This is a genomic window from Cyanobium sp. Aljojuca 7D2, from assembly GCF_024346415.1.
Classification (GTDB): Bacteria; Cyanobacteriota; Cyanobacteriia; order PCC-6307; family Cyanobiaceae; genus Cyanobium_A.
Genome location: NZ_JAGQCX010000009.1, coordinates 111931 through 131396, shown reverse-complemented (window position 1 = coordinate 131396; position 19466 = coordinate 111931). Strand labels below are relative to the sequence as shown.

Genomic DNA, 19466 nt, shown 5'->3' with positions numbered 1-19466 from the left:
CTCGAACTCGGTTGTGAAACGCTGCAGCGGCGACGATATTTGGGGGGCAGCCCCCTGAGAAAATAGCTCGATGCCAGGTAAAACCTTCATTCCATCTTCTAGTTGATCTGCTTTGGGGCGTCCTCCGGGAAGCCTGAAACGAGCAATCCGCCTTGAAGCAAAAAGCCACCCCCCGGGGTGGCTTTTTTGTTGGGCGTGTGCCCGCTAGTTGTGCTGGCTTGCTTAGGAGCGGTGGGCGTGCACCTGAAGCCAGTTGCCGTCGATGTGTTGCCACACGCGCGTTTCGCAGCAGCTGGCGGTGATGGGTGCACCGTTGCTGAGCTTCTGGGTGAGGCGGGTGTAGCTCAGGATGGCTGCATCGGGGCCGATCCAGCGGATGTGGGGCCTGGCCATGCTCACCTGCACCGGTGTGGCGCTCGCCTGGGGATCGCCGGGAAGCTCGAAGTAAAACTTGTGGAAGGGCAGGCCTTCGGCCAGCACGCCGTTGGTTTCTGCTTCGAAACAGGTGAGATCCGTGCTGCAGAGGCTGGCGTAGGTGTCCCAGTCGCCGCGCGCCACGCTTTCGAGCAAAGTCTGGTTCAGGCTCAGAAGGGCTTGATCGCGGCTCTTGAGATCCGAACTCACGGGGTCAGCTCCAGGTCGTTGAAGCTCACGATCCTCTCAAACGGCCCCGGGTCGCGTCCGGGATTGCCCTCGCGATCGCTGAACACCACCTGCATGCCCGCGGCGGCGGCCGCCTGACATTCCGTCAGGGCATCGCTGACAAACAGCACCTGCCCAGGAGCCACGCCCAGCTGACCCGCGATGGTCGCGTAGCTCTCGGGTGCCTGTTTCGGGCCCATTCGAGTGTCGAACCAATGGCTGAACAGCGACCGTAAATCGCCGGCATTGCTATGGCCGTAGATCAAGCGCTGGGCGGCGACCGATCCTGAGGAATACACCGCTAACACCAGCCCGGCCCCATGCCAGGTCCGCAGCGCGCCGGACACATCGGCGAACAGCGGCCCTGTCAGGGCACCGCTTCGGTAGCCCTGCTCCCACACCAAGCCCTGGAGATCCTTGAGGGGGGTGAGTTTGCGATCGCGGCGGATCAACCACTGCAGGTAGGGCAGCACGCCTACCCCGCCCTGTTGCTGCAACGCTTGGGCCTCGGGGTCAGCGTCCTGTCGCCAGGCAGCTTCGACTTCATCCAGGAGCCTTCGCACCGCGGGGTCGTTGCGATGGCTGTCCAGAAACGCTTCGAGTTGTTCCGCTGCATAGGGAAACAGGGTGCTCGAGACAAAGCTCACGGGGCAGGTGGTGCCTTCGATGTCGAGCAGCACGTGTGTGACTCCCTGCCGCCACACCCGATTTCGGGGCGCTTGGCGCTGCTGCCGAGGCAGGCTTAAGGCCTCAAGCAGCAGCTGGCGCCAGTGCTGCTCCAGCAGAAATTCCAGGATCTCCAGATGGCGATGTGCCGTTGGCAGATCACGCCCCCAGGCATAGAGGCCATGGCCCGCGATGAGCAGCCCGTGGGGCGCCTTGCGCAGGTGGGGTTCGGCCTCGGCCCGCAGACGCTGCAGATCCTGGTTGTTGGCCAACACCGGAATGGCGATCGAGCTCGCGTGGGTGGTGATGCCCTCCAGACCCTTGAGCATTTCCAGGTCGTGCAGGCTCAGATGGGCGACGGCACGATCGCTGGTGGGGGCGTAGTGCTGGGAGAGCAGCGTGCCGGCCTGGGAGTGCGTGTGCAGCACGGCTCCTGCCCCGCAGGTTTCCACCAGCGCCAAATGCAGCTGGGTTTCGGCGCTGGCCTTTCCTTCCCCCCGCAGCACAACGCCGCCGGCATCCACCACGATCAAGGCTTCCGGCGCCACGGAGCCCTTGTCGACACCGCTCGGTGCCATCAGCAGCTGTAGGGGCTCACGATCCAGCACGCAGCTGAAGTTGCCGCCCGTGCCGTCGCACCAGCCGCGGCGGTGGATCGTTGCCATGGTGGCGCTGAGTTGCAACGCCAGGGCGGCGGTGCTGCCGGCTACGGGATCCACGCTCAACTGCAAGGAGCTCAATGCTGGCAGCTGGGGCACCAGTGGCTGCTGCGGCCGCCGAGCTTGTCGCGGCGAATGGGGGTGTGGCAACGGCGGCAGGGTTCGCCGCCCCGCCGATACACCCAAGCCACGCCTCCGTAATTGCCATTGCTGCCGCTGAGGTCGCGAAAATCGCTGAAGGTGGTGCCCCCCGCACCGATGCTGGTTTCCAGCACCTCCACCAGGGCCTGGTGCAGGCCTTTCAGCCGCGACAGCGACAAGCGTCCACTGGGGGTGCTGGGCTGGATGCCGGCGGCAAACAACGACTCATCGGCGTAGATGTTGCCGACTCCTGCCACCAGAGACTGATCCAACAGCGCGTTTTTGATCGGCCGGCTGGAGCCCCGCAGGCGCTCACGCAGGTAGGGGGCGCTGAAGGCCTCGCTGAACGGTTCTGGTCCCAGTTTCTGCAGGCCGGTGATCACGCTCTCCACGGGCTCGCCTGGCGGCACCCACCACATCTGGCCGAAGCTGCGGGTGTCCACGAAGCGCAACTCCTGGCCTGCGTCATTGAACAGCTGCACCCGTGTGTGGGCGCAGGGCGGGCGCGGCGTATCGAGCCAAAGAAACTGGCCGGTCATGCGCAGGTGCACACCCCAGGTGCCGGCGTCGCATCCCCCGCGGCTGATCAGCCCCATCAGGTATTTGCCGCGCCGCTGCCAGGCTCCAACTTCGGTGCCCCTCAGGGCAGCGGCGAAGTCTGCTGGGCTGGCCGGGCTGGCGATGGCCCGCGCCCGCAGCACCTCCACCCGCTCGATCGTGAAGCCTCGGGCTTGGCTCTCCAGGCCGCGCCGCACGGTTTCCACTTCGGGGAGTTCAGGCATGGGCGCAGGCAGGGCTGGGGACTCCTGCGAGCCCATTCAAAAGCCCGCACCACCAACGGTGGCACGGGCTGATTTGGCGCACGCGTGGGATGTGGTGCGCCGCTTGGGGGAACAAGCCGGCCTGAGCTCAGGCTTTATCCAGTTCGCTCTCGGCGAAATTGTTGGTGTTGATGCCCCCTTCGGAACCGCTGAAGCCGTTGTAGTTCACCTTCTCAAAGCGAACCACCACGGGGTAGCGGATGCCGGAGGTGTCGATCGAAGCGACGGTGCCGACTTCGTTGAACCAATAGGACTCGGGGCGCTTGATGCGCACCTTGTCGCCGCGGGAGATGGCCATCGCTGCGCTGTAGATCGGGTGGCTGCCACAGGGAAGATACCCGCGCGGGCGGGAGCCTTTATCGCCGGCGTCACGATTCGTCGCCCTTGCTGTGGGGGCCGCGAGCTGCCCCGTGGCACGATCGCGTCTTCAGCCGCGCGACCCCTTCCATGGCCATGGCCCCCACGGAGGTCCCAACGCCGCCGGTGCTGACGCTTGAGCTGCCCGATCCCGACAGCGACACCATCAGCACGATGGAGTTTCTGGCCCGCCTCGAGGAGGCCTGGGCCGTGTGCGATCGCTTCGACCTGCAGACCGAGATCTGGCGGGGGCGCATCCTGCGGGCGGTGCGGGATCGTGAAAAGCGGGGCGGCGAGGGGCGCGGCACCGGCTTTCTGCAATGGCTGCGCGAGCGCGAAATCAGCAAGACGCGGGCCTACACCCTGATCCAGTTGGCCGAGTCGTCCGACAGCCTGGTGGGCGACGGGATGCTGGAGGAAACCAGCGTCAACAATTTCTCCAAGCGCGCCTTTCTGGAGACGGCCCAGGCCGATCCGGAGGTGCAGCAAATGATCAGCGAGGCGGCCAACGAGGGTCAGCAGATCACCCGCAAGCAGGTGCGGCGTCTGAGTGATGAGTTCACTGCCGCCACCAGCCCGCTCCTGCCCGAGGAGATCCGCCAGCGCACCGCTGAAAACCTGCTGCCGCCGCGGGCTGTGGCCCCTTTGGTGAAGGAGCTGGCCAAGCTGCCCGAGGCCCAGCAGGAGGACCTGCGCCGGGTGTTGCGGGAGGAGCCGGAGCTGGAGCGGGTCAAGGATGTGACCAGCACGGCCCGCTGGCTCAGCAAGGCGGCGGAGGCGGCCCTGGCGGTGCGGGCCTTCCAGCAGGGGGAGCTGGATTTCGATAAGGCCCTGCAGGAGGCCCAGCGGCTCGATGCCCTCGGCTTGTTGGCCGATGCGGTGGGTCAGGCCCAGGCCCTGGAGAGTGCCGTGCTGAAGCTGCACACCAGCTGGCGGCGGCTGGGCGGTCTGCAGGAGCGCCTCTGGGTGGAGAGCGGCAGCAGCACTCCCCATCTACGGGAACTGCTTACGGCTTTGCAATCGCTCAGCGGCAGCACCCTGCGGGTGTCGCTGGGGGAGCTGGCGGGTGGCAAGCGGTTGCGGCTGCAGCTGGTGGAGGAATCCCCCGACCAGCTGCCCCCCCCGCCCCTGCCCTGAGCGCGGCGCCTCCCCTGCATCTGGTGGCCGCTATGGTCGGGTGCACTACGGGTAGGGCTCTTTTGTCTGGCTCCCTGCCCAGCGGCACAACTCGCAGCACGACTCGCAGCAGGCGCGTCGGCGAGCTGAGGTCTCTGGGGGATCCGCTGGAGCTGGCCCTGGAGCGTCATTTCGGTTGGTCGACGTTTCGGCCCGGCCAGCGCCCGGTGGTGGAGGCCCTGCTGGCTGGCCAGGACTGCCTGGCGGTGCTGCCCACCGGGGGCGGCAAATCGCTCTGTTATCAGCTGCCGGCCCTGGTGCGCGGCGGGTTGGTGCTGGTGATCTCACCCCTGGTTGCCCTGATGCAGGACCAGGTGAGCCAGCTGCAGCGCCGCGGCATCCCGGCGGCCTGTCTGCACGGCGGCCTGGCGTTGCCGGAGCGGCGGCAGTTGCTGCAGCGCCTGCGGGATCACAAGCTGCGCCTGCTCTATTTGGCGCCTGAGCGGCTCCAGGCGGAGGCCACCCGCCAGTTGCTCGACGACGTGCTCGAGAGCGGTCAGCTGGTGGCCCTGGCGGTGGATGAAGCCCACTGCATCAGCGCCTGGGGCCACGATTTCCGCCCCGACTACCGCCGCCTGGGGCAGTTGCGCGCCCAGTGCCCGGGGGTGCCCCTGGTGGCGCTCAGTGCCACCGCCGCCCCCCAGGTGCGGGCCGACATCATCCGTCTGCTGCAGCTGCGCCGGCCGCTGATCCAGGTGCGTTCGGCGCGTCGCACCAACCTGGTGTACGGCATGCAGCTGCGCCCGGCCGATCCTTTGCCCCCGGTGCTGGAGACCGTGACGGCCGCCCGCGGGGCTGTGCTGATTTACGCGCGCACGCGCCGCTCCGTGGAGCAGTGGGCCGCCCGACTCACGGCGGCTGGGCTGGAGGCGATTGCGTATCACGCCGGCATGGATCCCGAAAGCCGCCAGCTGGCTCTCGAGCACTTCCAGCACCAGCCCAGGCCGGTGTTGGTGGCCACCGTGGCCTTCGGGATGGGGGTGGATCGACCGGATGTGGGATTGGTGCTGCACCTCGATCTGCCGGCCAGTCCGGAGGGGTACCTGCAGGAATCGGGGCGGGCGGGGCGCGACGGCCTGCCGGCCCGTTGTTTGGTGCTCTACGACCCGGCCGATCGCACGAGCCTCGGCTGGGCCATCCGGGGGGGTGGATCCCAGCTGATGCCTGCTGCCGCCACGGCGGTGCAGCGCCAGCAGGACCAGCAGCGCCTGGAGCTGGCCCAGCAGCAACTGCGGCGGATGGAGGCCGTGGCGGAGGGCGAGGGCTGCCGGGAGCAGGCGCTCCTGCTGGCCGTGGGCGAGCTGGCCGCCGCCTGTGGCCGCTGTGACAATTGCCAGAGCCCACGGCGACGCCAGGATTGGTCGGTGGATGCGCTCACGGCGCTGGAGGCGCTTGAGGCCCGGCCGGGTCGGGATTTGCGCAGCCTGGCCGAGGAGCTGGCGGGTGCGGCTTCTGCCGAGCTGCGCCAGGAGCAGGAGGCCAGCTGGGGTTGGCTGCTGCGGCGCTTGGTGCAGGAGGAATTGCTCAGCGAGAGCGACGATGGCGCCCAGCGCCTCTACCTGCGGGCCTCGGGCCGGCGCTATTGCCGCCAGCCCTGGCCGTTGCACTGGGCCGCCTGAGGCGGCTGGGGATTATTCAGCTGGCCCGAGCCTTGCAGATGTCGCTGATCAGCTGTTCTTCGAAGTCGGTTTGGGGAGCATCCCAGCTCTTCCACTGCCCCGACTGGCTGGTGGCATTCAGCTTTCGGGCCCCACAGTTGACCGCCAGATAGACAGGCTTGCCGTCGCCGTTGAGGGTCGGGGCCACATAGCTACCGCCCATGGGCTGCCAATTGGCCCAGTCAACCTGGAGTGGGCCGTAGCTGCGCCAGTCGGGGCCCTGGGGCTTGCTGCTGCCGGCCTTGCTGGTGGTGCTCGGCCGCGGTGTTGTGGCGGCCCGGGTGGCGGTGCTCACCGGCTTGCTGGCGGCTGGCTTGGGGGTGGCCGTTTGGGGAGCGGCGGTGGTCGCGGCAACGGCTGTGGTGGCTGCAGTGGTTGCGGCGCCAGTGGTGGCTGCGGCGATGCGGCTGGTTGGCTGGGCCGTCGCCACGGCCTGGGCTGCGGCTGGCGCTGCGGCAGCGGGTTGGGGCGTGGTTTGCGCCGTGACCGTGGGCTGGGGGCGGGGTGTGGGCTGAACCGTCGGCTGCACTGCCGGCTGAAGGGTCGGCTGAACGGTCGGCTGCACCGTGGCCGTGGATTGGGCTGCCGGCGTCACGACCGGTTTGGGCTTGGGCTGGGCGACGGGTTTGGCTGCGGCTTTGACGGGTGCTTTCGCAGTGGCTTTGGGGGTGGCCTTGACCGGTGGTGGGGCTTGCAGTTTCAACCGGGTGCCGGAGACGACCAGATTTGGGTCGCTGATCTTGTTGATGGCCACCAGCTTTTCGACGGGTAGGCCGTAGCTGTCGGCGATGGTGGAGAGGCTTTCGCCACTGCGCACCACGTGCTCCTTGGCGTTGCGTGGGGTGGCGCTGCTGCGGGCTGCCGGTGCCGAGGAGGGCCGACCGGGGATGGCCAGACGGGTTCCAGCCACCACCATGTTGGGGTTGCCGATCCGGTTGAGTTGGATCAGGCGCTCGGTGCTGGTGCCAAAGCGATCGGCGATTTCCGAGAGGGTTTCACCGCTTTTGACGGTGTAGGGCGCCGTGGGCAAGGGGCGGGGTGCGGCTGCGCTGGCGGTGCTGTGGGCTCCGGGCACCACCAGCTTCTGGCCCGCCACCACCACGTTGGGGTTGGTGATGCCATTGGCCTGCATCAGCCGGGTGATGCTGACGCCCTGACGGTCGGCGATTTCGGAGAGGGTTTCACCCGGCTGCACGGTGACGCTGCCGCTGCGGGCGCCGGCACTGGCCGCTGCCGTGCTGCGGGCTCCGGGCAGCACCAGCTTCTGGCCCGCTACCACCAGGTTGGGGTTGGTGATGCCGTTGGCCTGCATCAGCCGGGTGAGGCTGACTCCGTGGCGGTCGGCGATCTCTGAGAGGGTTTCGCCCGGCCTCACCACCACGTTGGCCAGAGCCGCTGCGGGGGCCAGGCAGGGCAGTGGCAACACCACCGCTAGGGCCAGGGCGGCAAGGGAGCGACGCATCGGCACCACAGATCGATACTGGAACGTTAAGGGGCCCGCCTGGGGTGATCCAGCCCCCGGGTGGCCTTCGGCGCATCAAAGGTTCTGATCGCCCCAGTGCGATCAGGCCCGCGCGATCAGCCCAGCAGCCTTTTCACCAGGGCCAGCTTCCCGGCGTAGGGGGGGTAGCGGAAGGGCAGATCCAGCCAGAAGGGCCGGCGCAGCACCGTGCGCTGGTGGGAGAAGGTGAGGAAGCCGGTGTGGCCGTGGTAGCTGCCCATGCCGCTCTCCCCCACGCCGCCAAAGGGCAGGGCGGCGGCGCCGGCTTGCAGCACCACGTCGTTGAAACACACCCCGCCGGAGCTGGTGGTGGTGAGGGTGCGCTCCTGGGCGCTGCGGTTGGGGCTGAACAGATACAGGGCCAGGGGCTTGGGCCTGCTGCGCACCTCCACGAGTGCAGCGTCGAGATCGGCCACCTGCTGCACCGGCAGGATCGGGCCGAACAGCTCCTCCTGCATCAGCGGATCGTCGCCGGAGGCCACGGCCACCACGGTGGGTTCGATCCGCCGCCGCGCGGCGTCGCTGCGTCCCCCCACCAGCACCTGGCCCCGCTGGCGTGCGCCCGCCAGCAGGGTCTCCAGCCGTTGGAACTGGGCTTCGCTGACGATGCAGCCGAGATCGTCGCTCGCCAGTGGATCCGGGCCGTAGAAGCGGGTCCATTCGGAGGCGATGGCGGCCACGAGGTCGTCCTGGCGGGGGGCCTCCACCAGCACGTGGTCAGGGGCGATGCAGGTTTGGCCGGCATTGAGCCCCTTGCCCCAGGCCAACCGCCGGGCGGTGGTGGCGATGTCGGCGTCGGCCAGCACGATCGCCGGGCTCTTGCCGCCGAGCTCCAGGGTGACGGGGGTGAGGTGGCGGGCTGCAGCGGCCATCACCAGCCGTCCCACCCGGCCGCCCCCGGTGAAGAAGATGTGATCAAACTGCTCTTCAAGCAGCTCGGCGGCCACGGCCCCATCGCCGGTGACCACCTGCACCACCTCGGCGGGGAAGGCCGCCGGGATGGCGCGGGCCAGCAGCGCGGCGGTGCGGGGGGCGTGCTCGGACGGCTTGAGCACGGCGGTGTTGCCCGCCGCCAGGGCACTCACCAGCGGGTGCAGGCAGAGCTGGAAGGGGTAGTTCCAGGGGCCGATGATCAACACGCAGCCGAGGGGTTCGGCCTGCACCCAGGCTTGCCCGGGCCGCAGGGCCAGATCAAGCCCGATCGCCCGCGGGGCCATCCAGCCCTTCAGCTTCCGCCGGGTGAGGGTCAGCTCCTGGCGGACCGCCACCAGTTCGAAGGTGGCCTCGAGGGGAGGCTTGCCCAGGTCGGCGGCCAGGGCCTCGAGCACCTCCGCTTCATGCTGGCTGAGCAGGGCCGCCAGCCGATCGAGCTGCTCCAGGCGCCAGGCCAGGCTGCGGCTGAGGCCGGCACTGACCGGTGCCCGCATCGCCGCGATCGGAGTGGCCAGGAGCGGGGGGGAGGTCATGGCAGACATCAAGGGCGTCCACCCTGGCAAATGGCTGGTGATCCGTGCGCAAAACATCCGTGCGCAACACATCGCTGCGGAGCTGGCCGATGAGCTCCTGCAGCGCCGGGTGTTCCAGGTTGTCGTGCCGCAGCACGACGGCGGCGGGCCGCAGGGGTTGCCGTGCGCGGGTCAGCCCCACCACCACCCAGTCGCCGAAGGGGAAGGGTTGGCTGTGGTCGCTCCAGGTGGGGGCCAATCCATCCGGGTCGGCGAGGACGGCCAGATCCAGCACCCGTTCGCGCAGCAGTTCCAGGCTGCGCTCTTCTGCCAGCCATTCCTGCGGCAGGGGGCTGCAGGGATGCCCCAGCCACTGCAGCCCCCGGCTGCTCCTGGTCAGGCGCAGCAGCTGGGCGGTGTGGCGCAGGGATCGCAGAACAGCCTGGTTGGCGTGGGCCCGGTAGTGGCCCTCGGTTTTGCGGAAGTCCAGCCCCAGCTGATCGCTGGCATGGCGGTAGAGGCGCGAGACGGAGCTCTGGTCGCAGTTGCTGAGGGCTGCCACGCGGCTGGTGCTGCCCGTGATCTCCAGCAGATCCAGGATCGGTACGCCGTCGATCAGGATGTCGCGCATACCCGCAGCGCTCGACGTAGCAGCCATGCGACCGTATGAATTCGTGAGGCGCCCCGGCTTGTGGATTACCCGTTAGTGGGTAGAGCTGCCACTGGAACGATCAGCCGCCGGAAAGATCAGCTGCACCGCGGCGCCTCCTAGGGGTGAGCGACCCACCACCACCCGGCCGTGGTGGTTGTCCATGGTGGTCTGAACCACGAACAATCCCAAGCCGCTGCCGGTGGGCTTGCTGGTGGCCAGGGGCTCCAGGGCTGTCTCCGGCGCCGGGAAGCCCGGGCCGTTGTCCGCCACGGTCAGCACCACCGTGTCAGCATCGCGGTCAAGGCCCACCACCACCGTGGCCGGGGCGCCATCCACGCCGTCCCCCGCGCTCTCCAGGGCTTCCAGGGCGTTGCGCAACAGGTTGACCACGGCGATCTGGATCTGGGCCGCATCGCCCATCACGGCCCAGCTCTGGTCCAGCCCCTGGCGCTGCACCGTGACGCCGGCGGCCTTGAGGCTGGGCGCCGCGTAGAGCAGGGCATTGCGGGTCACATGGGCCAGGTTGAGCAGCTGGTGGTGGGTTTGCACGTTGCGCAGCAGGCTGCGCATCTTCTCGATCGTCGCCACCACCGCGTCGGCATTGGCGGCGATGGCGCGCAGAGGCTCCCGCAGGGGTTGGGCCAGCGGAGCGTCGCCTTGCTCAAGCAGCAGTTTGCTGTTCAGCAGCAGGGTGCTGAGGGGCAGGTTGATCTCATGGGCGACGGCGGCGGCCTGCAGGCTGCTTTTGAGCTTGTTCTCCAGCACCAGCACGGTTTGGGCGTCCTTGAGGCGTTCCCGCTCCATGGCCTCCGCCAGCTGCCGCCTGGCCTGGGTGAGTCGCTCCACCAGGGCGCCGAACGCCTGGGACACCGCCTCGATTTCAACGGCGCTGCCGGCGGGCAACTGGGGGTCGAAGACCAGATCGGCGGTTGTGGGCGTCACCTGGGTGGCGGCCTCCCCACAACGCCGGCGCAACACCTCGAGCGGACCCAGCAGCCAGTTGCCCACCCGGATGGTCACGACCACCGCAGCGGCCACGGCGGCCAGGGAGAGCAGCAGGGCGATCAGGGCGAAGCGCTGGCTGGCCTGAACCGCCTGGTCGGACTGGTTGGCGGTGATCAGCAGCCAGTTGAGCCCTTCCCGTTGCCCCCAGGGATGGAGATCGAGCAAGAACGTGTGCCCGTCTTGATCGGTGGTGTGGGGACCGATCTGCTCGGTTCGTGGCTGGAGGGAGCCGTTGCGGCCCTGGCGGAACAGGCTGCGGCTGGCGGCTTGCACCAGGGGATCGCGGAGTTGATCGATGCGCACCCGGCGGGTGGCGTCTCCCGTGCCGGTGCTGGTGAAGCCGGGCCGGGAGCTGGCCACCACCATGCCGTCGGCCTCGACGATCAGGGCAAAGCCGCGCACGTCTTTCCACACCTCCGCCAGCCAGGTGTTCAGCTGGCTCAGCACGAAGTCGACGCCGATCACGCCGAGCAGCTGGCGATTGGGCCCATAGAGGGGCTGGTTGTAGGAGATCGCCAGCACCGCGGGTTTGTCTTCCCATTGGTAGATCGAGCTCCAGCTGGCTTTGCCCGCCTTCACCGTCTCCACGTACCAGGCTTCCTCGTGCGTGGTGGCCATGCCGGGCACGGTCTCCAGCAGTGCCCCCCGCTCCCCGTTCGCCCCCAGGGCATACACGCCCAGGGTCCCTTTGCCGAGGGGGCTAGCGATGGCGTCCTCGTTGAGCACGAAGGCGCCGCTCTCGAGCCGCTCAACCCCGATGAATTCGCCGGCTGGGTTGCCGAAGTTGATGTAGCCCACCGGGAACAGCTGCATCTGGCTCCAGAACCGCTGCCCCATGGCCTGGAAATCCGTCAGCGACAGCTGGCCTTGCCGGATGGCGAGCACGTTGAGGTTGTTGATCAGTTGCGGGGCCTGCAACCGGCTTGAGAGCTGCTCGGAGAGGTCGGTGATGGCATCCTGCTGGCGCAGGGCATCGGTGAAGCTGAGGCCGCTGCGCTGGCCGCTGAAATAGGCCATGCCGCCCACCGCGCTGCTCACCAGCAGCAGCTGCAGGCTGGTGGCCCAGATGATGCGGTCGCGCAGGCGCTGGCCGGGAGGAGAGGGGAGCTTCACGGCATCGGCGCCAGGTGCAGCACCGCCCGCCGCACCAGTTCGGCGCCACTGCAGCCCAGGCGGCGGGCGATCGCCTTGCGGTGGGTCTCCACCGTGGCCAGCGACAGCCCGGTGCAGGCGGCGATGGCTTTGTTGGAGAGTCCGCGGCCGATCAGCTGGAAGATCTCCCGCTGGCGGGGCGTCAGGCCTGGCATCGCCGGGTGGCGGGATGGCGCATCGGGCTCCTGCGGCACCAAGGCCGACTCGATCACGCCCTGGAGGGTTTCGTAGGTGGAGGTTTTGTCCACCACACCCACCAGCATCGGTTCGAGCTCCTCCGGGCACACAAAGCTGGCGGCCTGGGCGGAGAGCACCAGCATTCGCGCCTGCGGCTGCTGCATCTGCAGAAACCGGGCCACCTCCAGGCCATCGCCATCGGGCAGGGCCAGATCCAGGATCAGGATGTCGGGGCGATGGTGGCGGCAGGCCAGCAGGGCGTCGTGGCAGCTTGTGGCGGTGGCCACCACCTCCAGATCCCGCAGCCCCTGCAGCATTGTGCAGAGCAGCTGCAGAAACATCACCTGGTCTTCCACGATCAGGCAACGCAGGCTCACGGTGTGGGTGCCGCTCTCTGCATCATGCCGAAGATTCCGGTGCCGGCTTCGGTTTTGTAAGCCCTTGACGAGACTTGAACTCGTGACCTCTCCCTTACCAAGGGAGTGCTCTACCGCTGAGCTACAAGGGCATGTGGAAGGTGGGCCGGGTTGGATTTGAACCAACGTAGGCAGAGCCAGCGGATTTACAGTCCGCCCCCATTAACCACTCGGGCACCGACCCGAACCACACCCGAAGAACTTACCAGCCGGCCCCTCCCGCCAGCCCCTCACCCCATGCAGCTGCTCGCTCTCCACGGCCCCAACCTCAACCTGCTCGGCACGCGTGAGCCGGGGCTGTATGGCAGCGCCAGCCTGGAGCAGATCAACGCGGAGCTGCACCAGCGGGCGGTGGAGTTGGGGGCCACGATCGACTGCTTCCAGAGCAACCACGAGGGGGCCCTGGTGGATCGCATCCACCAGGCGCGCGGCGCCGTGGACGGGATCCTGATCAACGCCGGCGCTTACACCCACACCTCGATCGCCCTGCGCGATGCCCTGCTGGGGGTGGCCATTCCTTATGTGGAGCTGCACTTGAGCAACGTGCACGCCCGGGAGCCGTTTCGGCATGGGTCCTATCTCGCTGATCGGGCGGTGGGGGTGATCTGCGGGTTTGGCGCTGGGAGCTACCGTTTGGCGCTCGAGGGTCTGGTGGCTCACCTGCGCAGCTCGTCTTGACCGCCTCCTTGACCGCCGCGCCGCGGGCCGACCAGGCCCGCATCAAGTGGCTGGTGGCCCCCAGCAGCGCCAGCTGGCTGGAGCAGGCCAATGCCCGGCCTGATCTGGTGCTGATCGATCACGCCCACTGCGAGCGCAAGGCGGCCGGGGTGGCCCTGCAGCTGATGTTCCGCTACCCCTCGGATGAAGGGTTGGGGGCGGCGCTCAGCCCGCTGGCCCGCGAGGAGCTTGAGCACTTCGAGCTGGTGCTGCAGTTGCTGCAGCGGCGCGGCATTGCCCTCAAGCCGCTGCCCGCGCCGGGGTATGGCGCCCAGCTCACGGCGGCGGTGCGCAAGGGTGAGCCCGAGCGCATGCTGGATTCCTTCCTGGTGGCCGGTCTGATCGAGGCCCGTAGCCATGAGCGCATGGCCCTGCTGGCGGCCCACAGTTCCGATGACGAGCTGCGCGCGCTGTATGGCGAGCTGTTGGCCAGTGAGGCGCGTCACTTCGGTCTCTATTGGCTGCTGTGCGAAGAGCGCTACGGCCGTGAGGTCACCATGGCGCGGCTGCAGGAGCTGGCAGAGGTCGAAACCCATGCCTTAACTGGATTTCTGAAGCATCCAGAGGACGTTCGGATGCATTCTGTGGGGGTGGAGTTGGGGAGCTCGCCTGTGGGGCCGCTGCACGCCGACCCATGAAGGGCACAGCCATCGCTTCAGATCTTTGACCGGGATGATTCGGGGATCATGGGCTGCCAGGGGCAGGCCGCACCCCGAGGCGCCAAGCCCTGGAGCCAGAAGGTAGTTGCCACCTGGGCGCTGGGCGAGGGCACGGTGGTGATGGCCGATCCTGGCTATCGGGTTGAGCTCACGTTTTCGAGCAAACGCACGGGATACGAAACCTCAGGTGGCAACGGCGCCATGCGTGTGTTTTCAGGAACTGCTGGAGACTCGATCAGCATCCCGGTGCGGGTTGACGAGGGCTGCTGATTCGAGGCAGAAGAGCACCTCTCCAAATCGAAGGATGGCTCGTGGTCACAGTGATGAGGGGCGATGTTTTCGCTCCACAGTTCCTTTGCCAAAACTGCCATGAAAAGCCCAATCTTCGGGATCCTTGGCCTCCTTCTTCTGACTATTTCTGGCGTGCCAGCCATGGCAGAGCAGCGTGGCGGGCCGAACTCCGGTGGGGACCGTCCGCAGACCCCTGCCGAATTGTCCAATAGCGACAACCCTTGTGGAGCCCAGCAGCGTCCCTGTGGGTGGTAAGAGCTAGTCGAGCAGCGGAAACTGCGCAGCGATGCCATCGCCGGTGAACTGGGCCACCCAGCCGTCGGGGTTGTCGAAGAAGCGGATGGCGGTGAACTGCGGGGCGGAGCCCATGTCGAACCAGTGCTTGGTGCCGGCGGGCACCCGCAGGAAGTCGCCGGTCTCACAGTGCACTTGCAGCACCTCCTCGCCGATGTGCAGGCAGAACAGCCCGCAGCCCTCCACGAAGAAGCGCACTTCGTCTTCGCTGTGGGTGTGCTCGGCCAGAAACTTCTGCCGCAGGGCCTCGCGGTCTGGGTGGTCTGGGGTGAGGCGGATCGCATCCACCGTGGGGTAGGTGCCGCTGGCCTGCACCCTGGCGATCTCCGCGGCGTAGGACGCCAGGATCTCGGCCGGCTCGGCGTGCTCCGGGAGCTCCACCCGGGCCGGCCAGCGCTCGAAGCCGATGCCGCGCGCGGCCAGGGCTTCGCCGATCAGGGCCGGATCACTGCTGGCCAGGCTGGCCGCGGCGGGGCTGCCGCCAGCGGCCGGGAAGATCTGCAGATGGCTCATCGCACCAGCGCGCCCACTGCCGTGAGCCTAGAAAGGGCCCTTCAGCAGCCTGTGTGTGATTCCCCCCTCGAGTGCGCCTGCCGCCGCCGGCCTCACCCTGGTGGGCGTGGGCCCCGGTGATCCGGAGCTGCTCACGGTGGCGGCGGTGCGGGCGATCCAGGCGGCGGCGGTGGTGGCCTACCCGGTGGCGCGGCTGGAGGCTGAGGGCATGGCGGCGGCCATCGCTGCCCCCTGGATCGACCCGGAGCAGCGGCGGTTGCCGCTGCTGTTTCCGATGGTGGCGGAGGCCGAACCGCGCCGGGCGGCCTGGCACGCCGCCGCCGATGCCCTGGCGGCGGAGGTGGCCGCCGGCCACGCCGTGGTGCTGCTGTGCGAGGGGGATGCCTCCCTCTACGCCAGTGCCTCCTACGCCCTGCTGGCCCTGGCGGAACGCCATCCGGCCTGCCCCGTGGCGGTGATCCCCGGCATCACTGCGGTGGCGGCTGCTGCAGCAGCAGGCCGCTGGCCCCTGGCCCTGCAGCAGGACGCCCTCTGGATCCGCCCCACCCCCGAGTCCGCCGCGGCGCTGGAGGCTTTGCTGGCGGAAGCCCGGGCGGCTGGGGCGGTGCTGGCCCTGCTCAAGCTGGGCCAACGCTGGCGCTGGGTGCGGCCGATTCTCGAGACTCGGGGCCTGCTGGAAGCGGCGTTGTTTGCCCAGCGGGTGGGCTGGCCCGACCAGCTGCTGGCCCCGGCCGCGGCGGTGCCCGGCGAGGAGCAACCCTACTTTTCGCTGTTGCTGATCCGCCAGGGTTGGCCCGAGGTGCTGCCCTGAAGGAGATGCCGAGATGACGCCCATCGACTGGTTCTCCCTGCTCCACCCGGTGCTGGTGATCCTGTTCGTGTACCCGGTGGTGGGGGCCACGATCCGCCTGGGGATCCTGGTGCGCGAGAAGCGCCTGGGGATCACCCAGCAGCCCGCCCTAGTGCCCCGCGAACACGCCGACCACGGCCGCTGGCTCACCGCCGGCGTGGTGGTGGTGGTGCTGATCGCCCTCGTGTACTCCTTCCTCAGCAAGGCCGTGGAGCCTGGAGCGGCCTTCGCCGGAGGGCCTGTGCGTCTGGCGCTGCTGATGGTTGTGGCGGCTGGCACCCTGGTGGCGCTGCTGGCACTGCTGAAGGTGAAGCAGCCAGCGCTGCGGGCCAGCTTCACCCTGCTCACCTGGGCAGGTCTCCTGGGCCTGGGTAGCCAACCGGAGATCTGGCGCCTCTCCGACAACCCGTTTTCCGCCGCCTTCTGGAGCTCCCACTACTGGAGCGGGGTGCTGCTGACGGGGCTTCTGCTGTTCAACCTGGCAGCCCGCCCGGAGATCACCCGCCGGCCCGCCTGGCGTCGGCTGCACATCGCCTCCAACCTGCTGGTGATGGTGTTGCTGGCGGTGCAGGCCATCACCGGCAGCCGCGACCTGCTGGAAATCCCGCTCAGTTGGCAGAAGCCGGCGATCTACCGCTGCGATTTTCAGAACCGCACCTGCCCGGAGCCAGCTGCTCCTCAAGCCTGAGCAGCCGCTCCGAACTTTCCCAGCTGGCCTGCGGCCCGATCCAGCAACGCTAGGGCCACTGCCGGGGTGGGCGCCCGCATCAGGGCATGGCGAAGCTGCGGCGCTCCGCTGAAGCCGTTGCAGGTCCAGCCCATGTGTTTGCGGGCGATCAGTAGGCCGTGGTCGCCCTTGGCCGCCACCAGGGCCCGCAGCTGCTCGGCTGCCAGGGCCAGCTTCTCGGCGGGGCTGGGGGTGGGCGGAATCGCTTGGCCGCTCAGGGCCGCATCGAGTTGTCCCACCAGCCAGGGGGCGCCCATGGTGCCCCGGCCCACCATCACGCCATCGGCGCCCGTTTCCGCCAGGCAGCGCAAGGCATCCTCCGGGCTGTTGACGTCGCCGTTGGCGATCACTGGAATCGTGAGCTCCGCTTTCACCGCTGCGATGGCACCCCAGTCGGCTTGGCCCTTGAAGCCCTGCTCGCGGCTGCGGCCGTGCAGGGTGAGCAGCTGGGCGCCGGCCGCCTCCAGCTGGCGACACCAGGCCACGGGGGCGAGGTCGCTGCCGCACCAACCCAGCCGCGTTTTCACGGTCACCGGAATCGCCACGGCTGCGGCCACGGTGTCGACGATGCGGGCCGCCAGCTCCGGGTCGCGGATCAGGCCGCTGCCGCCGCCCTTTTTGGCGATCTTCTTCACCGGGCAGCCCATGTTGATGTCGATCAGGAAGGCGCCGGCGGCCTCGGCGCGGCGGGCTGCCTCGGCCATGGCGGCGGGGCGGTGGTCAAACAGCTGCACGCCGATCGGGCCGGCTTCGCTGGCGAGCTCCTCCACCTTCTGCAGCCCGAAGCCCAGCTCCAGGCTGGTGGCGTTCACCATCTCGGTGAACAGCAGGGCATCGGGGGCCCAGCGCCGCACCAGGCCGCGGAAGATGCGGTCGCTCACCCCCGCCAACGGCGACTGCAGCACCCGGCAGCGCAGGGCGCGCGGTGTGCCGTTGCCGGCCAGCTGCAGGGGTGAAGCGTTGATCAGTGAACCGGTGATCATGGTGATCCGATTGTGATGCTCCAGGTCGATGGCTTCCGTTCAGGCCGCCGCCAGCCCCGATCCCTTCCCCCTGAGCCGGGCGCTGCTGGACGCGGTGTTGGCCGACCGCCTCAGCGATCGTTTCGTGTGTGAACTGATCTGGCCGCGCCTGGGATACGCGCAGAACGGCTCCGGCACCTGGAGCGCGGGCCCGGCTGCGGGGGCCGTGTGGCGGGAGTCCTTCCTGATCGAGCCCCAGTTCATCGCCGAGCGGCCGCCCAGCGTCGCCCTCACCCGCTCGATCGCCAAAGAGCACAAGCAACTGCTTAAGGAGCAGCTGGGCTTTGCGGGTTACCGGATCGGCGAGCTCTACCCGCGCCGCACCCGCCGCGCCACCGCCGTGAACTGGCTGCTGGCCCATCTGGCTGAGCGGGGCGAACCGTTGCCGGAGAGCGGGCCGCTGCCGGCGCTGCGCGAGGTGCCGGCCGATCCGGTGGCGGGCCATCCGGGCGATCTGCCGATCTCCTGATGGCTCGGGTTATGGCCTCTCTGTAGGGTCAAGACAGGACAGACGTAGGAATACCTCCCTTGGCCTTACCGGTCGTTGCCATCATTGGCCGCCCCAACGTGGGCAAATCCACCCTGGTGAATCGGCTCTGCCGCAGCCGCGAAGCGATCGTGCACGACCAGCCCGGCGTGACGCGCGATCGCACGTACCAGGAGGGCTACTGGGCCGATCGCACCTTCCGGGTGGTGGACACCGGCGGCCTGGTGTTTGACGACGACAGCGAATTTCTGCCGGAGATCCGCGAGCAAGCCAACCTTGCCCTGGCCGAGGCGGCCGTGGCGCTTGTGATCGTGGATGGTCAGCAGGGCTGCACCGCCGCCGATCAGTCGATTGCCGAATGGCTGCGCGGCCAGGGGGTGCCCACCCTGCTGGCGGTGAACAAGTGCGAGTCGCCCGATGCGGGCCTGGCCATGGCGGCCGAGTTTTGGGGCCTGGGCCTGGGCGAGCCCTTCCCGATTTCGGCGATTCACGGTGCCGGCACCGGCGACCTGCTCGACAAGGTGGTGAGCTTCCTGGCGCCCACCGAGGAGCAGGAGGGTGAGGAGGAGCCGATCCAGCTGGCGATCATCGGCCGGCCCAACGTGGGCAAATCCAGCCTGCTCAATGCGGTGTGTGGCGAGAACCGGGCGATTGTCAGCCCGATCCGCGGCACCACCCGCGACACGATCGACACCACGATCGATCGCGAGGGCAAAACCTGGAAGCTGCTCGACACCGCCGGCATCCGCCGCCGCCGCTCGGTGAGCTACGGCCCCGAATACTTCGGCATCAACCGCAGCTTCAAGGCGATCGAGCGCTCCGATGTGTGCGTGCTGGTGATCGATGCCCTCGATGGCGTCACCGAGCAGGACCAGCGCCTGGCGGGCCGCATCGAGGAGGACGGCCGCGCCTGCGTGGTGGTGGTGAACAAGTGGGACGCCATTGAAAAGGACAGCCACACCATGCCGGCGATGGAGAAGGAGCTCCGCGCCAAGCTCTATTTCCTGGATTGGGCGCCGATGCTGTTCACCTCGGCCCTCAGCGGCCAGCGGGTGCAGGCGATCTTCCCCTTGGCCCTGCTGGCGGTGGAGCAGCACCGCCGCCGCGTCACCACCTCGGTGGTGAACGAGGTGCTCACCGAAGCCCTCAGCTGGCGCACGCCGCCCACCAGCCGCGGCGGCCGCCAGGGGCGCCTCTACTACGGCACCCAGGTGGCGGTGCGGCCTCCCAGCTTCACCTTGTTTGTCAACGAGCCCAAGCTGTTTGGCGACACCTACCGCCGCTATGTGGAGCGCCAGATCCGCGAGGGCCTGGGCTTCGAGGGCACGCCGATCAAGCTGTTCTGGCGCGGCAAGCAGCAGCGCGACGCCGAGAAAGAGCTGGCCCGTACCCAGAATCGTGGCCGTTGAGCCCAGGCCAGAGGTGAGAGGGAGCGGCT

The 19466-nt window shown here is 68.4% G+C and carries 20 protein-coding genes and 2 tRNA genes; 9 read left to right on the top strand and 13 right to left on the bottom strand.

Translation table 11 applies throughout. The features are described from left to right. Positions 1–222: 222 nt before the first annotated feature. From KBY57_RS10885 to KBY57_RS10865, 4 genes are all read right to left on the bottom strand, one after another. Entirely contained in the window at positions 223–624 is a 402-nt protein-coding gene (locus KBY57_RS10885) for a DUF4440 domain-containing protein (RefSeq protein ID WP_254995880.1), read from the bottom strand. Next, entirely contained in the window at positions 621–2027 is a 1407-nt protein-coding gene (gene mtnC / locus KBY57_RS14300) for an acireductone synthase (RefSeq protein WP_315859792.1), read from the bottom strand. The genes KBY57_RS10885 and mtnC overlap by 4 nt, the downstream gene beginning before the upstream one ends. 17 nt (positions 2028–2044) lie before the next feature. Then, positions 2045–2890: a DNA-formamidopyrimidine glycosylase gene (locus tag KBY57_RS10870; RefSeq protein ID WP_254995879.1), complete on the bottom strand. Its 846-nt coding sequence runs from the start codon at positions 2888–2890 to the stop codon at positions 2045–2047. Positions 2891–3017: 127 nt separating this feature from the next. Next, on the bottom strand, positions 3018–3227 hold the full coding sequence (locus KBY57_RS10865) for a photosystem I reaction center subunit IV (protein WP_190389246.1): 210 nt from the start codon (positions 3225–3227) through the stop codon (positions 3018–3020). A gap of 149 nt (positions 3228–3376) precedes the next feature. Between KBY57_RS10865 and KBY57_RS10860 the strand changes: the two genes are divergently transcribed. Both KBY57_RS10860 and KBY57_RS10855 read left to right on the top strand, forming a co-directional pair. Further along, on the top strand, positions 3377–4423 hold the full coding sequence (locus KBY57_RS10860; RefSeq protein WP_409996440.1) for a hypothetical protein: 1047 nt from the start codon (positions 3377–3379) through the stop codon (positions 4421–4423). Positions 4424–4557: 134 nt separating this feature from the next. Then, positions 4558–6081, top strand: coding sequence for a RecQ family ATP-dependent DNA helicase (locus tag KBY57_RS10855; protein WP_254995887.1), 1524 nt, complete (start codon positions 4558–4560; stop codon positions 6079–6081). A 16-nt stretch (positions 6082–6097) separates the two neighbouring features. On the opposite strand, the gene KBY57_RS10850 is transcribed toward KBY57_RS10855, so the two are convergent. The 7 genes from KBY57_RS10850 to KBY57_RS10820 all read right to left on the bottom strand — a co-directional run bounded on the left by KBY57_RS10850 (position 6098) and on the right by KBY57_RS10820 (position 12652). Beyond that, on the bottom strand, positions 6098–7582 hold the full coding sequence (locus KBY57_RS10850; RefSeq protein WP_254995878.1) for a LysM peptidoglycan-binding domain-containing protein: 1485 nt from the start codon (positions 7580–7582) through the stop codon (positions 6098–6100). 116 nt (positions 7583–7698) lie between these two features. Continuing rightward, positions 7699–9048, bottom strand: coding sequence for an aldehyde dehydrogenase family protein (locus KBY57_RS10845; protein ID WP_254995886.1), 1350 nt, complete (start codon positions 9046–9048; stop codon positions 7699–7701). Beyond that, positions 8957–9697, bottom strand: a complete 741-nt coding sequence (locus KBY57_RS10840; protein WP_254995877.1) for a hypothetical protein — start codon at positions 9695–9697, stop codon at positions 8957–8959. Before KBY57_RS10840 ends, KBY57_RS10845 begins: the two co-directional genes overlap by 92 nt. 72 nt (positions 9698–9769) lie before the next feature. Then, entirely contained in the window at positions 9770–11836 is a 2067-nt protein-coding gene (locus KBY57_RS14295; protein ID WP_254995876.1) for a sensor histidine kinase, read from the bottom strand. Continuing rightward, a complete protein-coding gene (locus KBY57_RS10830) occupies positions 11833–12429 on the bottom strand; it encodes a response regulator transcription factor (protein ID WP_254988871.1) in 597 nt (198 codons plus the stop codon). The genes KBY57_RS14295 and KBY57_RS10830 overlap by 4 nt, the downstream gene beginning before the upstream one ends. A 59-nt stretch (positions 12430–12488) precedes the next feature. Beyond that, positions 12489–12560, bottom strand: a tRNA-Thr gene (locus KBY57_RS10825). A 10-nt stretch (positions 12561–12570) separates the two neighbouring features. After that, positions 12571–12652, bottom strand: a tRNA-Tyr gene (locus KBY57_RS10820). A gap of 53 nt (positions 12653–12705) precedes the next feature. On the opposite strand from KBY57_RS10820, the gene aroQ reads away from it, so the two are divergent. From aroQ to KBY57_RS10805, 3 genes are read left to right on the top strand one after another with little or no spacing between them, the layout of a single operon-like run. Continuing rightward, positions 12706–13146, top strand: coding sequence for a type II 3-dehydroquinate dehydratase (aroQ, locus tag KBY57_RS10815; protein WP_254995874.1), 441 nt, complete (start codon positions 12706–12708; stop codon positions 13144–13146). Beyond that, on the top strand, positions 13143–13823 hold the full coding sequence (locus KBY57_RS10810; RefSeq protein ID WP_254995873.1) for a tRNA-(ms[2]io[6]A)-hydroxylase: 681 nt from the start codon (positions 13143–13145) through the stop codon (positions 13821–13823). Before aroQ ends, KBY57_RS10810 begins: the two co-directional genes overlap by 4 nt. A gap of 48 nt (positions 13824–13871) precedes the next feature. Continuing rightward, entirely contained in the window at positions 13872–14114 is a 243-nt protein-coding gene (locus KBY57_RS10805) for a hypothetical protein (protein ID WP_254995872.1), read from the top strand. Between the two features lie 279 nt (positions 14115–14393). On the opposite strand, the gene KBY57_RS10800 is transcribed toward KBY57_RS10805, so the two are convergent. Further along, positions 14394–14942 carry a 1,2-dihydroxy-3-keto-5-methylthiopentene dioxygenase gene (locus KBY57_RS10800; RefSeq protein ID WP_254995871.1) on the bottom strand — a complete coding sequence of 183 codons (549 nt, stop codon included), beginning with the start codon at positions 14940–14942 and terminating at the stop codon, positions 14394–14396. 55 nt (positions 14943–14997) lie between these two features. On the opposite strand from KBY57_RS10800, the gene cobI reads away from it, so the two are divergent. Continuing rightward, a complete protein-coding gene (gene cobI / locus KBY57_RS10795) occupies positions 14998–15753 on the top strand; it encodes a precorrin-2 C(20)-methyltransferase (RefSeq protein WP_254995870.1) in 756 nt (251 codons plus the stop codon). Between the two features lie 13 nt (positions 15754–15766). Continuing rightward, positions 15767–16480 carry a DUF4079 domain-containing protein gene (locus KBY57_RS10790; protein ID WP_254995869.1) on the top strand — a complete coding sequence of 238 codons (714 nt, stop codon included), beginning with the start codon at positions 15767–15769 and terminating at the stop codon, positions 16478–16480. Here KBY57_RS10790 and dusB read toward each other — a convergent pair. After that, positions 16471–17502 (bottom strand): tRNA dihydrouridine synthase DusB, encoded by a 1032-nt coding sequence (dusB, locus tag KBY57_RS10785; RefSeq protein WP_254995868.1) that lies wholly within the window; start codon positions 17500–17502, stop codon positions 16471–16473. The two genes, KBY57_RS10790 and dusB, sit on opposite strands and share 10 nt — an antisense overlap. A gap of 28 nt (positions 17503–17530) precedes the next feature. Between dusB and KBY57_RS10780 the strand changes: the two genes are divergently transcribed. Together KBY57_RS10780 and der are read left to right on the top strand one after the other, a co-directional pair. Further along, positions 17531–18010, top strand: a complete 480-nt coding sequence (locus KBY57_RS10780) for a DUF1823 family protein (protein WP_254995867.1) — start codon at positions 17531–17533, stop codon at positions 18008–18010. Positions 18011–18069: 59 nt separating this feature from the next. Next, the gene (gene der, locus KBY57_RS10775) at positions 18070–19437 is read left to right on the top strand and encodes a ribosome biogenesis GTPase Der (RefSeq protein ID WP_254995866.1); all 1368 of its coding nucleotides are present in this window, start codon (positions 18070–18072) and stop codon (positions 19435–19437) included. Positions 19438–19466: the final 29 nt, after the last annotated feature.

What these genes read in the sequence shown, in the direction of transcription:
- KBY57_RS10870 (WP_254995879.1), bottom strand. Translation starts at nt 2,890, where the DNA reads ATGCCTGAACTCCCCGAAGTGGAAACCGTGCGGCGCGGCCTGGAGAGC.
- KBY57_RS10865 (WP_190389246.1), bottom strand. Translation starts at nt 3,227, where the DNA reads ATGGCCATCTCCCGCGGCGACAAGGTGCGCATCAAGCGCCCCGAGTCC.
- KBY57_RS10860 (WP_409996440.1), top strand. Translation starts at nt 3,377, where the DNA reads ATGGCCATGGCCCCCACGGAGGTCCCAACGCCGCCGGTGCTGACGCTT.
- KBY57_RS10850 (WP_254995878.1), bottom strand. Translation starts at nt 7,582, where the DNA reads ATGCGTCGCTCCCTTGCCGCCCTGGCCCTAGCGGTGGTGTTGCCACTG.
- KBY57_RS10845 (WP_254995886.1), bottom strand. Translation starts at nt 9,048, where the DNA reads ATGCGGGCACCGGTCAGTGCCGGCCTCAGCCGCAGCCTGGCCTGGCGC.
- KBY57_RS10840 (WP_254995877.1), bottom strand. Translation starts at nt 9,697, where the DNA reads ATGCGCGACATCCTGATCGACGGCGTACCGATCCTGGATCTGCTGGAG.
- aroQ (WP_254995874.1), top strand. Translation starts at nt 12,706, where the DNA reads ATGCAGCTGCTCGCTCTCCACGGCCCCAACCTCAACCTGCTCGGCACG.
- KBY57_RS10805 (WP_254995872.1), top strand. Translation starts at nt 13,872, where the DNA reads ATGGGCTGCCAGGGGCAGGCCGCACCCCGAGGCGCCAAGCCCTGGAGC.
- KBY57_RS10800 (WP_254995871.1), bottom strand. Translation starts at nt 14,942, where the DNA reads ATGAGCCATCTGCAGATCTTCCCGGCCGCTGGCGGCAGCCCCGCCGCG.
- KBY57_RS10790 (WP_254995869.1), top strand. Translation starts at nt 15,767, where the DNA reads ATGACGCCCATCGACTGGTTCTCCCTGCTCCACCCGGTGCTGGTGATC.
- dusB (WP_254995868.1), bottom strand. Translation starts at nt 17,502, where the DNA reads ATGATCACCGGTTCACTGATCAACGCTTCACCCCTGCAGCTGGCCGGC.
- KBY57_RS10780 (WP_254995867.1), top strand. Translation starts at nt 17,531, where the DNA reads ATGGCTTCCGTTCAGGCCGCCGCCAGCCCCGATCCCTTCCCCCTGAGC.